9 protein-coding genes and 1 tRNA gene are annotated in these 13,002 nt (G+C 59.3%); 7 read left to right on the forward strand and 3 right to left on the reverse strand.

The genetic code is table 11. From position 1 onward, the window contains the following. The first annotated feature begins 201 nt into the window (after positions 1-201). Together JF539_RS09410 and JF539_RS09415 are read left to right on the forward strand one after the other, a co-directional pair. Positions 202-1,344 (forward strand): sensor histidine kinase, encoded by a 1,143-nt coding sequence (locus tag JF539_RS09410; RefSeq protein ID WP_207140031.1) that lies wholly within the window; start codon positions 202-204, stop codon positions 1,342-1,344. Further along, complete coding sequence (locus JF539_RS09415) at positions 1,332-2,063, forward strand: LytR/AlgR family response regulator transcription factor (RefSeq protein ID WP_207140032.1); 732 nt, start codon at positions 1,332-1,334, stop codon at positions 2,061-2,063. Before JF539_RS09410 ends, JF539_RS09415 begins: the two co-directional genes overlap by 13 nt. A 649-nt stretch (positions 2,064-2,712) precedes the next feature. Here the strand turns inward: JF539_RS09415 and JF539_RS09420 are convergent. Beyond that, positions 2,713-2,786, reverse strand: a tRNA-Gln gene (locus JF539_RS09420). Positions 2,787-3,448: 662 nt separating this feature from the next. Here JF539_RS09420 and JF539_RS09425 point away from each other — a divergent pair. The 4 genes from JF539_RS09425 to JF539_RS09440 all read left to right on the forward strand — a co-directional run bounded on the left by JF539_RS09425 (position 3,449) and on the right by JF539_RS09440 (position 8,543). Next, entirely contained in the window at positions 3,449-4,786 is a 1,338-nt protein-coding gene (locus JF539_RS09425) for a Ppx/GppA phosphatase family protein (protein WP_236042359.1), read from the forward strand. Continuing rightward, entirely contained in the window at positions 4,783-5,490 is a 708-nt protein-coding gene (locus JF539_RS09430; protein ID WP_207140033.1) for an RlmE family RNA methyltransferase, read from the forward strand. Before JF539_RS09425 ends, JF539_RS09430 begins: the two co-directional genes overlap by 4 nt. Before the next feature lie 204 nt (positions 5,491-5,694). After that, positions 5,695-7,197 carry an IMP dehydrogenase gene (gene guaB / locus JF539_RS09435; protein ID WP_207140034.1) on the forward strand — a complete coding sequence of 501 codons (1,503 nt, stop codon included), beginning with the start codon at positions 5,695-5,697 and terminating at the stop codon, positions 7,195-7,197. Between the two features lie 53 nt (positions 7,198-7,250). Beyond that, positions 7,251-8,543 (forward strand): RsmB/NOP family class I SAM-dependent RNA methyltransferase, encoded by a 1,293-nt coding sequence (locus JF539_RS09440; protein WP_207140035.1) that lies wholly within the window; start codon positions 7,251-7,253, stop codon positions 8,541-8,543. 83 nt (positions 8,544-8,626) lie between these two features. Here JF539_RS09440 and JF539_RS09445 read toward each other — a convergent pair whose 3' ends face one another. Together JF539_RS09445 and JF539_RS09450 are read right to left on the reverse strand one after the other, a co-directional pair. Continuing rightward, positions 8,627-9,664: a hypothetical protein gene (locus JF539_RS09445; RefSeq protein ID WP_207140036.1), complete on the reverse strand. Its 1,038-nt coding sequence runs from the start codon at positions 9,662-9,664 to the stop codon at positions 8,627-8,629. 208 nt (positions 9,665-9,872) lie between these two features. After that, on the reverse strand, positions 9,873-11,057 hold the full coding sequence (locus JF539_RS09450) for a tetratricopeptide repeat protein (RefSeq protein WP_207140037.1): 1,185 nt from the start codon (positions 11,055-11,057) through the stop codon (positions 9,873-9,875). Between the two features lie 355 nt (positions 11,058-11,412). Here JF539_RS09450 and guaA point away from each other — a divergent pair, with 355 nt between their 5' ends. Beyond that, complete coding sequence (guaA, locus tag JF539_RS09455; protein WP_207140038.1) at positions 11,413-12,969, forward strand: glutamine-hydrolyzing GMP synthase; 1,557 nt, start codon at positions 11,413-11,415, stop codon at positions 12,967-12,969. The last annotated feature ends 33 nt before the right edge of the window (positions 12,970-13,002 follow it).

The raw sequence follows: 13,002 nt of genomic DNA on the forward strand, positions 1-13,002 counted from the left end.
TTATCCCTGAAGCAATTGTCTTAAAACGTTCTGAGTCGGAACTTTTTTGCTCTTCTTCGTCGGGAGTAACTATGGTTGCGGGCCAGTGGTTTTCACTGCAAATTCGATGAACCAGCTGAATTCATCGATGAAATTGTAAGTCGTGCCGCCGGAGTGGTCCTATATTCGAAACTGCCTGTTCAGAACGAGATCGCTTGAAACATGATTTTAGATGAAGCCATTCCGGGAATGACACGCAGGTCCGTTTCCGCACCTTTGGAAGATGCCGGTGCGCCGGCCGCCAGGCGTCCTCTTCACGAGGAAAGCCTGCAACCTGAGACGGAACATCTCTTCTGGAAACTGCAGATCGGCGGCTGGCTGTTCATAGTCGTTTACGGCTTCTTCGCCCGGGTGTTGACGTTTTCCGACTTTCGGCTTGCGCTCACACTGACCCTTTCGATGGACACAGTCGGCTTTCTGCTCACAAGCGCGGCGCATCTTTATTTTCTCCGGAACGTCCAGCGGCTGATCACGATTCCGGTGTTTCTGGGGGCGGCGGCGCTCTCGCTCGCCGGCGGCACCCTGCAGACGTATGTAGCCTGGCTCCTGCGCGATCTGTTTTTTCCCGAGGCGTTCCCTTTCAACACGCCACTGACGCCGGTGGTTTATTACACCTCGGTTCTGCTGGGCTGGATGCTGGCCTATTTCTGCCTGAGGTCCGATTACGAGGCGCGGATCGCACGGCTTCGGCGCAGCGAGGCACTTGCGGAGGCCATGCGCTCCGAACTAGAACAACTGCGGCTGCAACTTGCGCCCCACTTCCTGTTCAACGCGCTCAATTCCGTCGCGTCGGAAATTCACGAGCGACCCGATACCGCGCTTGAAATGGTACGGGAAATCGCAGGTTACCTGCGCTATTGCCTCAACCAGCAGCGCCGGGACCTTTGTCCGCTGTCGGAAGAAGTGGAGGCGATGAACGCCTATCTGCGCATCCAGGAAATCCGGTTTGAGGACAAGCTTCAATGCACCGTAAGCGTGGACGAGACGGTCAGGGACATGATCGTTCCGCACATGATTCTGCAGGGGCTCGTCGAAAACGCCGTCAAGCACGGGTTGAAGCATCAGTCGAACCGGATAGACATTCACGTGTCCGTCCGCCGGCTCGGGACGAATCAGGTCGATGTTTCAGTTACGAATTCCGGGAAGATTACTGAAACGGACCCGACGCGGAAGTCGATCGGCCATGCCAATCTCAGAAAGCGCCTGCAGCTCTACTATCCGGATATGCATGAGTTCAGCCTGAGCGAAGGACAAGGCACGGTCGTCGCCCGCATCCTGCTGAAGGGCCCGGCATGCTCCGTGTAGTCCTGGTCGACGACGAACCCTCGGCCAGACGCGGTCTCAGGCGCATGCTCGGCGAATATCCCGACATCACGATCGCCGGGGAGGCGGGCGACCTGGTCTCTGCCCGGGACGTGATGAACCGGGCCCGGCCCGATGCGGTGTTCATGGATGTGGAATTGACCAATGGCAAGGGACTGGACCTCGCGACGGATCTGCCGCCGGAGACATTCGTTATCGTCGTCAGCGCCTATGACCTCTATGCCATCGATGCCTTCGATGTGGCCGCGATTGATTTCCTGGTGAAACCGGTCAAGCCAGAACGGCTGGAAACCGCAATCGGCCGCTTGCGCGAAAGGCTGCCATCGCGCCCGTCTGCTCTAGAGAAAAACACGTCTCCCGCCCCGGAAGCGGCACAGGACCGTCTTCAGCTCAAGACCAGCTCCGCATCGATTCTGGTGCCCCATGAGGCAGTTTCCTTTCTGCGAGCCGAAGGGGACTACACCCGCGTCTATCTAGAAAACGGGCAGCAGCATCTCGCCAGCGGTCTTTTACGCGTCTTCGAAACCAGACTTCCGGCACCGCCCTTTCATCGGCTGGACCGCTCCACCATCGTGAACTGCTCGAAGATCCAGCGCGTCAACTGGCACGCTTCCGGACGGAGCAGCATTTACTTCAGCACCGGCGCGAATGTCGTCGAACTTGGGCGGCCGGCATCAAAGCGACTGCGCTCCCTTTTGTGACTGTGTGAGGGGCGTGAGACAGGTACAAATCGCGTTCAAACGCCAGGCCCGCCAATGTCCGGTTTTGGAAAGCGCATTTTCAAACTGAATCGAACAACATGAGTACGCAAACCGGATCTTGGCCGCGGCGCACCTCATCGACTGCTCTCAGCCGAAGGCGGCCAAAGAAATTGTCCTGACGAATGTCAGCTAAGGTGACCGAATTTCTCGGAACCGGCCATCTGGTGACGTCACCAATGCGGTCACTAAAGGATAGCGTATTCATCGGCCTGGTTTGGCACTATTCAAATGAATATCTTGCCGAAAAAACATGAGACCGATGAAGTCTTCCCGCCCGAAAAAGGCAGAACAGTCAGAGGAGCGATCGAGCAACAGAAGCAGTCGTCCCAAATCAATAAAATTACGTTGTTATCAAGCTGTGTCTTTCAACCCAGATGAGCTTTAGGTTAAATGATGTGGCGTGTCTCGCGAAGCAACGTCGCGCACAATCTTAGGCGCAGTTGCCGCAGTCTCATGTCGCACGAATTTGCCGGAGCCCTTGGTAAACCAAGGGAAACTGCTGTAAATGCCTGCGACATGTGCTCAGAAAATTCTTAAGCTAACGCAATGCCGCTTCCGATTAAGTGATTGATTTCAAAATGAGAAATGTTGGCTGGGGAACCTGGATTCGAACCAGGACTAACGGAGTCAGAGTCCGCGGGTCTACCGTTAACCTATTCCCCAACACGGCTCATCGGTGTGTGAGAGGGGCAAGGTCCGTTCAAGAACCTGCGAGGCCGATGAGTGAGCCGCGTATACATCCAACACCGTGGCGAATGCAAGTGCCGCCTGTGACTTTTTTCTGAAAAGAGCGCACTTTGCAGACATGAGGAAGGCGCGCGACAATCGAGCCTTGAAACGCTTTTCCAACTGCGGCCAACCTGTTACAGTTTTGTCAACGAAAGATGTGGCCTCGGAGGAATCTCCCCAAAACGCTTGGCGTGTGAAGGGCGGGTTCCCCGGGTCTGAAAGGCAAAAACGTGACACAGTCAGGCCAGGAACCGCCCCTGAATGGGCGTCGTACCGCTGACGGGTCCGGAGACAGCACAGCTCCGAAGGAGCACAAGAGACCAGGCCGCAGGCGGCGTAAGCGCCGACCCGGCCAGGGGTCGCCGGGGGGAGAGGCGGCGCAGAAGCCGAGCGCCGTGTCCGGGGAGCCGCAGGTGTCGGGGCCGCAAACGGCCCGTGTTGTATCCGGTACCGTCAATCAGAACGCAGGTCTCCGGTCCGAATCCGGACAGGAGGAGAAAAGTGCCGTTTCTTCCGGAAAGCGCCGAAAGAAACGCAAGCGGAACCCAAAAGCGCAGACTGGTGGAGAGGCGGCAAAAACCGATCTCGGTGTCGGAATGTCCGCGCGCAATGAAGGTGACAAGGGTCCGGACGGCGCAACAAGCGCGAAGGGCAAAAAAGCGGCCCGCAGAAGAGGGCGCAAACGCCGGCAGGCCGCCAACGGAGCGGTCAACGGCAGGCCCGTACACAACGAATTCGAAACAGGTGTGCCGAACGGCAGGATGGCCTCCGACGTGCAGACGTTTTCCGAATCGGCTAAGGCGCCGGCGGAGATACGGCTGCCGACCCAGAACGGAGCGCGTGTCGCTGAAACGAAGCCGGCTGGACGAAGGGAACCTTCCCGGACCGCTCGCAACGGGTCTCCGCTTTACGCGGCGCTCGATCTTGGCACCAACAATTGCCGGCTGCTGATCGCTCGTCCGGAAGAGCGCGGTTTCAGGGTCGTCGACGCATACTCGCGCATCGTCCGGCTCGGCGAAGGGGTCGGTTCCAACAGGCGATTGAGTGACACAGCCATGGACCGGGCGATTGATGCCTTGGCCAACTGCCACCGCAAGCTCGCGGACAGGGGTGTTGCCCGCTCGCGCCTGATTGCCACGGAGGCCTGCCGAGCCGCGGAGAACGGGGACGAATTCATCGAGCGGGTAAGGCAGGAAACGGGACTGGCGCTCGAAATCGTCAACCGGGAGACGGAAGCCCGACTTGCCGTGGCGGGATGTGCGTCGCTGGTCGATCACGAAGCCGATGGCGTGATTCTGTTCGACATCGGCGGCGGTTCGTCCGAGATCGTCTGGCTGGATCTGCGCAACCGCTGCGGCGCGCGAGGCTATGCGCTGACCCGGTTTATCCGGTCCTGGATATCGCTTCCTGTCGGCGTCGTAAATCTGGCGGAACGTCATGGTGGGGTTCATGTGACCCCGGATATTTTCGAAGCCATGGTCGATGACGCGTCTTCTCATCTCGCGGCCTTCAACCTGTCCGACAATCTCAGCGAGGCGATTGCCGGCGGAGGCGTCCACATGCTGGGCACATCCGGTACGGTCACCACGCTTGCCGGCGTGCATCTGGGTCTGAAGCGCTACGACCGGCGCCGGGTCGACGGAACCTGGCTCGACGACCGGGACGTCTCCAGAATGATTGATCAGTTGCGCGACATGCCCTATGAGGCGCGCGTGGAAAACCCCTGTATCGGCGCGGACCGTGCCGATCTTGTGCTCGCGGGTTGCGCCATTCTGGAGGCGATTCGAAGGCGCTGGACCTGTTCAAGGCTCCGTGTCGCCGACAGGGGGCTGCGCGAGGGCATCTTGACCGAACTGATGGCGGCCGACGGGGTTTGGTCCACGAAGAAAAACGGCAGACGCCGGGACCGGCTCCGCCAGAGGAAAAGATCATGAGTCGCTCGAAAAAAGGCACCGGAGACCGGGGCCTCCATGTGAAGGTGAAGACCGCCGCAGGAAGACGGGAATCCTCGACCCGCTGGCTGGAGCGGCAATTGAACGATCCTTATGTGCGCCGGGCAAAGATGGACGGGTACCGGTCACGCGCCGCCTACAAGCTCATTGAGATAGACGACAAGCACAGACTGCTCAAAGCCGGGTACCGGGTGGTCGATCTGGGCTGTGCGCCGGGCGGCTGGTGCCAGGTGGCGGTCGAGCGGGTCCAGTCGAGCGTCGAGGCGCCGAAGGTGGTCGGTATCGATTACCTGGACATGGATCATGTCCGTGGCGCCATTTTCCTGAAAAAGGATTTTCTCGACGACGATGCGCCTCGCATGCTGATGGAGTCGCTCGGCGGACACAAGCCGGACGTGGTTCTCTCAGACATGGCGGCGCCGACGACCGGCCATAAGCAGACGGACCACTTGCGAACGACTCACCTCTTTGAAATCGCGGTTGATTTCGCTCGCAGAAACCTCGTGCCGGGCGGTTCTTTCCTGGCGAAGGTTTTTCGTGGCGGCACGGAAAACGCTTTGTTGCAGGACCTGAAGCGTGACTTCAAGACGGTCGCCCACCTCAAGCCGCCGGCCAGCCGAAAGGAAAGCCCGGAACTCTATGTCATCGCGAAAGGATTTCGCGGCAGCGACCTTCCGCCTGATTGACGGTCGGGTCACGGAACCACCTTCGCGGCGGGCAGCTCGAAACAATCGGGGAAGCAGGTGAGAAACCATTCGCCTCTTTTCTTTCTGTCACCCGCATGTTATTGACCCGCGCCAACTTCTCCGGCACAGCCGAAGCGACTCGAAAGATACGGGCTTGTTCATTCAAGCGCGTGTCTCAGGCACTCTATTTAAGGGGAATTGGCCATGGCGTCTTTCTTTGTCCCATCGACAGGGCAGCAAGCCCTGACATTCGATGATGTTCTGCTGATCCCCGGTCATTCGGAAGTCATGCCGGGCCAGGTCGACCTGCGGACGAAGGTCACCCGCGAGCTGGAACTCAATATTCCGATCATTTCCTCCGCGATGGATACGGTTACCGAGGGACGTCTTGCGATCGCCATGGCGCAGGCAGGCGGCATCGGCGTCATTCACCGGAACCTGAGCCTCGATCAGCAGGCGGAAGAAGTCCGCATGGTCAAGAAGTTCGAAAGCGGAATGGTCGTCAATCCGCTGGTGATCGGTCCGGACGCCACTCTTCAGGACGCGTTGAACCTGATGAAGCACTATGGAATCTCCGGCGTTCCGGTTGTCGACAACGGCGGTTCCGGCGGTCAGATCACGGGAAAGCTGGTCGGTATCCTGACCAACAGGGACGTCCGCTTTGCCTCTAACCCCGAGCAGAAGATCCATGAACTGATGACAAGCGAGAACCTGGTCACCGTCAGCGACAATGTCAGCCAGGAAGACGCCAAGCGGTTGCTGCATCAAAACCGCATCGAAAAGCTTCTGGTCGTCGACGAAGACCGGAACTGTATCGGTCTGATCACCGTAAAGGACATGGAAAAAGCGCAGCTCAACCCGAACGCCTCCAAGGATGCGCAAGGTCGGTTGCGCGTTGCAGCGGCAACCAGCGTGGGTGACGAGGGCTTCGAACGGGCCGAGCGGCTTGTCGATGCCGGTGTCGACATGGTTGTGGTGGACACGGCACACGGGCATTCCCAGAAGGTTCTGGACATGGTCAGCCGGGTCAAGACCTTGTCCAATTCCGTTCAGGTTCTGGCCGGCAACGTCGCGACCTCCGAGGCAACGAAGGCCCTGATCGATGCTGGCACCGACGCGGTCAAGGTCGGGATCGGACCGGGCTCCATCTGCACCACTCGGATCGTTGCCGGTGTCGGTGTGCCGCAGCTGACCGCCATCATGGAATCGGTCAATGAAGCCGACAAGCACGGTATCCCGGTGGTAGCCGACGGCGGCATCAAGTTTTCCGGCGATCTGGCCAAGGCTATTGCCGCCGGAGCGTCGTCCGTCATGATCGGGTCGCTTCTGGCCGGCACCGAAGAAAGCCCGGGCGAGGTTTATCTTCACCAGGGCCGCTCCTACAAATCCTATCGCGGTATGGGGTCCGTTGGTGCCATGGCACGGGGCTCCGCGGACCGCTATTTCCAGGCAGAGGTTCGCGACAGCCTGAAACTGGTTCCGGAAGGTATCGAAGGTCAGGTTCCCTACAAGGGGGCGCTCGGCAGCGTCCTGCATCAGTTGGCAGGCGGCGTGCGCGCGGCCATGGGATATGTCGGCGGCAAGACCATCAAGGATTTTCAGGAAAAAGCGCGTTTTGTCCAGATTTCCGGCGCGGGTTTGCGTGAAAGCCATGCCCATGACGTGACAATCACGCGCGAAAGCCCGAATTATCCTTCCAATGTTTAAAAAACCAAAGACGGTGCGGTCTTGACAACTTCACCCCGCACCGAGGGGTTCTCATGAAAGACGGCGGACGCCTGGCGGCGGCGATTGAAGTCCTGACGGAGGTCAACGACCGGCACAGGCCTGTGCAGCTCGCGCTCAGGGATTGGGGAGCGGCGCACCGCTTTGCCGGTTCCGGAGACCGGACGGTCATCGGCAATCTGGTGTTCGATGCGTTGCGGAACAAGGCATCTCTGGCCTCGGTCATGGGAACCGATGCCGCGCGGTCACTCGTTCTGGCGACCTATGTCCGCTCATGGGGCAAGGGCGTGCCCTCCCTCGTTGAAGCTCTGGCCAACGACCGCCATGCGCCGGATTCCCTGTCCGAAGACGAGACGCACCTTTTGTCCGGGGATGCGCCGGTGGAGATGCCGGCCGCCGCGCAGGCTGATGTGCCGGAGTGGCTTTGGCCACGGTTCGAGGCCGTGTTCGGTCCGCACGCCGTCGAGGAGGGCAGGGCGCTCTCCACACGCGCTCCGGTCGACCTGAGGGCAAACAGCCTGAAAGCAGACCGGGAAAAGGTGCTGAAACGTCTGGCTCATACCGGTGCGGACGCTTGCGGTCTCTCCCCCGTGGGAATTCGCATCGAAGCCAAACCGGGAATCGGGCGCATGCCGCACGTTCAGGCGGAGGAAGGGTATCGCAAGGGCTGGTTCGAACTCCAGGACGAGGCAAGCCAGCTTGCGGCTCATCTTGCACAGGCGAGGCCCGGGCAACAGGTTCTGGACTATTGCGCCGGCGGCGGCGGCAAGACCCTCGCTCTGGCCGCCTCGATGGAAAACAAGGGCCAGCTTTATGCCTATGATGCCGACAGGCTGCGGCTGGCACCGATCCATGAGCGCCTGCAGCGCGCCGGCGTGCGCAACATCCAGGTTCGCGATCCGGCCAGTTCCAGTCTCAATGATCTGGAGCGGCAGATGGACCTCGTCTTCATCGACGCACCCTGCACCGGTACTGGTGTCTGGCGACGGCGGCCGGACAGCAAGTGGCGTCTGTCTGAAAAAGCGCTCGGCGACCGGCTGGAAGACCAGCGCCACGTGCTTGAGCACGGCAGCCGGTATGTCAAACCAGGCGGACGGCTCGTTTACGTTACCTGTTCTGTGTTACGCGAAGAGAATCAGGACCAGGTCGAATGGTTTCTGGGCAGTCGTCAGGATTTCGTTTCGCTGCCGGCCGCCGATATCTGGCGGGAAACCTTGCCGAATATCCGTCAGCCACAATACGTGTCGGAGCGCGGTGAAATACTTATGACGCCCGCTTCGACTGCAACGGACGGCTTTTTCGTCGCAATTTTTCAGCGTACAAGCTGATCCAGCAGGCGGCTGGCACATTTTCCCCTTGGCCCGGATCGGCCTGCGAGGAAAAAGGGTTGCGGTGCCCGCCTGACGACCCGCTATTCGTTCAGGTCGCGCACCAGCTTCGAATAGATTTCACGGACATAACTGCTTTGACCGGACCGCAAGATCCAGTCTCTTGAGCCGTAGGTTACCATCCGCTCACCGACGGGGCGCTTCAGGATCTGTTTGTCGGTGTGACGATTGACGATGACCGAGCCGAACTCGCCCGCAAGGTCTTCGAAGATTTCGGCCATGATCGGCAAATCGCTCGACAGGCGAAGAGAAGCGGCATTTTCGCGGAACTCTTCGACAAAGGCCTTGAACGGTCCGGCCGGGTCCCGGTCGCGCAAACTTACTTCGTACGCTCGTCTGAGCGCCGTTCCCGGGCTTTGGCCTCTTTCCAGCAGATAGGTCGTGTTGAGCTGCCGAACCATTTCCACATGATCGGCGGCAAAGGACTTGTTGACCAGTTCACGATCGCCGGCAAATGCGCGATCCGGTTTGCGCAGAATGGAACGCCAGAAAAACTCGAAGAAATCTTCTTCGGCCTCAAGCAGGTTTTCGTAGGAAATGATTTTCAGGCTGCCGATACCAAACACTTCGCTCAGACGCCTGATCTGCAGGCGTGGCATCACGGGGGACACGTCAACCAGCGAGGAAAGCCCGAATATGCACAGCATGTATTCAGCGAATGTCGTGTCGGCCCCGTGCTTGATCAGTTCCTGCCAGTGCGAAGGCCAGACATTGGCCGGGTGGCGGAGAAAAAACACCACCTCGATGTCGTAACCTCTGAAAAGATCACGGAAAACCCGTAGCTGCTGTTCGTTCAGGAAAATGAAGTTTTCGCTGGTAATCAGTGAAAGGTCATGGCCGGAAATCTCGAATTTCAATGCATTGAGCGAACATTCCTCTGAAACCGGCAGCCAGCCGCGCAAGACATCCACCAGCTGGTGGTGACCGGTTGTTCCCCATCCGGTGGATGGAATGAAGACCCCCAAATCCTCGAGATGACCGCGGTTTTCGGTCAGACGTTTCTGGAGATAGGTCGAGCCGGTCTTGTGAGGTCCGACATGAAGGATGATCTTCGGCCTCATCCGGGGAGTGCCCCGACTTCGATGGATAGGCCGGTGAGGATGCGATTCTTGACAGACATCGTTAGGCTCCCGCACGAAGGTCCAAGGCGCGTTCCGACGGGCGGTTGCTGCACCGCAACCAGATTTCATCAGGATTGTGAACGAAATATGGTCGCCTCACTGCCGGGGCCGATTGCGACGAGCCGACGAAGAAGGGTCTCGCAGACCCTCAGGAGGAGGACCGATCCTGCCGTCGCAGCCCGAGAACGTTGGGAAGCGGTTCGTGATCTCCCGGCAGAAGCCCGGAAACCGATTCGGCTCGCCGATCGTCTCCTGTTTCCGTGTCTGCTCGTGTGACTGCGGGTTCGGGCGTTGGTTGATCGCTAGCTTTTTCGGCGCCTGATGGTTCTGGGAACGCTGACCCGGAAACTTCGTCCTCAGCGTCGTTTTGGATCAGGTCTTCGATGAATTGCCTGACTTCCGGATCAAGCCCTTTGCCGGACGACAGGGCAGTCAGTACAGAGCGGGCCTGGTTGGCGAACTTCCCGGCGGCAAGGGTTGCGCCGAGAGCGTTCAACGGCCCCTGCGCTTGCGCGTCCAGATCGTGGGCGTCGAGCGCGAACATCATCGCCTGCCCGGCGTTTCCGAGCTTGCGCGAGAGAACGCTGAGCCTGACGAGGACCGCGGTGGAACGCCGGTCGCACTTGAGAGCCTCTTGGGCGGCCTCATAGGCATCGTCAAGGGCGCCCTTGCCCGCGAGGGCGTCGGAAAGGATGACAAGGGGTAACGGGTCGTTCGGGACAAGTTGGTTTGTCCTGACGGTGAGCTCGACGACTTCGTCAAACCGGCTCCGGCGCAGGAGAACCTCCGACAACCCCACCATTGCTGGGACATGGTTCGAAGCGATCTTCAACGCTCTGCGGTAGGCGGCGATCGCGGTGCTGTACTGGTTGGTTTTGGACTGGGTTTCAGCAAAAACAGTCAGAGTCGCCGCGGAATCCGGCAGCAGATCCAGCAGACGCTTCGCGGGACCGCTGGCTTCGGCAGCCTTTCCCTCCTTCAGAAGAACGCTGGCGAGCCCGTAAAGGGCGTTTCTGTTCTCAGGCTCCAACTCCAGAACATCCGTGAAATTCTGTTTGGCATTGGCGGTATCCCCCAGCAGAAGTTGGCAATTGCCGAGGCTCGCCCGTGCGCGCAGGTGGTCGGGCTCGGTAAAGACGATCCGGCGCAACTGGGACTGCGCTTCTTCCGCATGGCCCGACTGAAGCAGCGCGGACGCTGCGCGGTAGGCGATTTCCGTATCGTTGGGCGCGAGTTCCTGAGCCTTCAGGTAGGAGACAAGCGCCTTGTCCATGTCTCCGGACTGTTCAAGTCTCACGGCTTCGTCGAAGGCTTTACGGGCGGCTAGCGTCATTTGTTTCCCGGCGGTTTGACTTCCGATGGCCCGAACTGAACTTGAAACTCCAGACGCCGGGGTAGCGGCTAACCTAAGAAACGGGCGGAGAGGGGTCAAAAGGGAAATTCAACCGTGCACAGCTTGTGCGCCTGCTTGCTCCCGAAAGACCTCTGCTTCAGGGGGGGCAGGGCAAACGCGGCAGGATCGCTCAACAGCCTGAAACTGCCTAAAGCGGGGCGGAACCCGTCCGGCTGAAACCTTCCGCCGATGACAGGAGCACGCCGTTTCCAGTCGTGAGCAGAAACCTGTGCGGGATGCGGTAACTAGAAGATTTCGGGTTCTATTTGCGCATCAGTCCGGTTAAAAGCTGGCCATGACACATCATGACCGCCTTTTGATCGTCGATTTCGGATCCCAGGTTACCCAGCTGATCGCACGCCGGCTGCGCGAGCTCAAGGTCTATTGCGAGATCCACCCCTTTCAGAACGTTACCGACGCTTTCCTCCAGGAGTTCAGCCCGAAAGCCGTGATCTTTTCCGGTGGGCCGTCTTCGGTCTTCGCGGACGGCGCACCGATGCCGCCTGAAAGTGTCTTCGATCTCGGCGTTCCTATCCTTGGCATTTGTTACGGACAACAGGTCATGATGCACTGCCTGGGCGGAAAGGTGGAGCGGGGACATGGGACCGCCGAATTCGGCAGGGCCTACGTCGTGCCGAAGACCGGGACTATCGCCTTGCTGAACGGCTGGTTCGACGATGGCCGGGAACAGGTTTGGATGAGCCACGGCGATCATGTCAGCGAAATTGCCCCCGGGTTCGAGGTCTACGGAACATCGCCGAACGCGCCTTTTGCGATCACCGCGGATGTCGCTCGGAATTTTTACGCGGTGCAGTTTCACCCGGAAGTTCACCACACGCCGAATGGCAAAACGCTTTACGAGAATTTCGTCAAACTCGCCGGCTTTTCCGGCGACTGGACCATGGGGGCTTATCGGGACGACGCGATTGCCAAAATCCGCGAACAGGTCGGTGACAAGAAGGTCATCTGCGGTTTGTCCGGGGGCGTCGACAGTTCCGTTGCCGCCGTGTTGATCCACGAAGCGATCGGCGATCAACTGACTTGCGTATTCGTCGATCACGGGCTGCTGCGTCTGAACGAGGCGCAGGAAGTGGTGTCCATGTTCCGCGATCACTACAACATTCCACTCATTCACGCCGATGAAGCGGAATTGTTTCTCGGAGCGCTCGAGGGGATTTCCGACCCCGAGACAAAACGCAAGACGATCGGCAAGCTGTTCATCGATGTCTTTCAGAAACACGCCCATGAGATCGACGGTGCGGAATTCCTTGCCCAAGGCACACTCTATCCTGATGTGATTGAAAGCGTTAGCTTTTCGGGCGGGCCTTCGGTGACCATCAAATCGCACCACAATGTCGGTGGGCTGCCGGAAAAGATGGGGCTGAAACTCGTCGAACCGCTGCGGGAGCTTTTCAAGGACGAGGTGAGGGCGCTTGGACGGGAATTGGGGCTTCCCGAGAGTTTCATTGCACGCCATCCGTTCCCCGGACCTGGTCTCGCCATCCGCTGCCCGGGGGAAATAACGCGCGACAAGCTAGAGATCTTGCGCAAGGCGGATGCCGTCTATATCGACCAGATCCGCAAACACGGGCTCTATGACGAAATCTGGCAGGCGTTCGTCGCCATTTTGCCGGTTCGCACGGTGGGCGTCATGGGCGACGGCAGAACCTACGATTACGCCTGCGCCTTGCGGGCCGTGACCTCCGTCGACGGGATGACCGCGGACTACTATCCCTTCAGCCACGAGTTTCTGGGCGAAACCGCGACCCGGATCATCAACGAGGTCCAGGGGATCAACCGGGTTACCTACGACATCACATCGAAGCCTCCGGGAACGATTGAGTGGGAATAGGGTAGTTCGATCCAGGATTTTCCGGAACCGGGC

Source organism: Roseibium aggregatum (assembly GCF_017309185.1).
Classification (GTDB): Bacteria; Pseudomonadota; Alphaproteobacteria; order Rhizobiales; family Stappiaceae; genus Roseibium; species Roseibium aggregatum_B.

Excerpts from the sequence above, each read along its gene's own strand:
- JF539_RS09450 (WP_207140037.1), bottom strand. The coding sequence starts at position 11,057 with ATGACGCTAGCCGCCCGTAAAGCCTTCGACGAAGCCGTGAGACTTGAA.
- JF539_RS09430 (WP_207140033.1), top strand. The coding sequence starts at position 4,783 with ATGAGTCGCTCGAAAAAAGGCACCGGAGACCGGGGCCTCCATGTGAAG.
- JF539_RS09445 (WP_207140036.1), bottom strand. The coding sequence starts at position 9,664 with ATGAGGCCGAAGATCATCCTTCATGTCGGACCTCACAAGACCGGCTCG.
- guaB (WP_207140034.1), top strand. The coding sequence starts at position 5,695 with ATGGCGTCTTTCTTTGTCCCATCGACAGGGCAGCAAGCCCTGACATTC.
- JF539_RS09415 (WP_207140032.1), top strand. The coding sequence starts at position 1,332 with ATGCTCCGTGTAGTCCTGGTCGACGACGAACCCTCGGCCAGACGCGGT.
- guaA (WP_207140038.1), top strand. The coding sequence starts at position 11,413 with ATGACACATCATGACCGCCTTTTGATCGTCGATTTCGGATCCCAGGTT.
- JF539_RS09440 (WP_207140035.1), top strand. The coding sequence starts at position 7,251 with ATGAAAGACGGCGGACGCCTGGCGGCGGCGATTGAAGTCCTGACGGAG.
- JF539_RS09410 (WP_207140031.1), top strand. The coding sequence starts at position 202 with ATGATTTTAGATGAAGCCATTCCGGGAATGACACGCAGGTCCGTTTCC.
- JF539_RS09425 (WP_236042359.1), top strand. The coding sequence starts at position 3,449 with ATGTCCGCGCGCAATGAAGGTGACAAGGGTCCGGACGGCGCAACAAGC.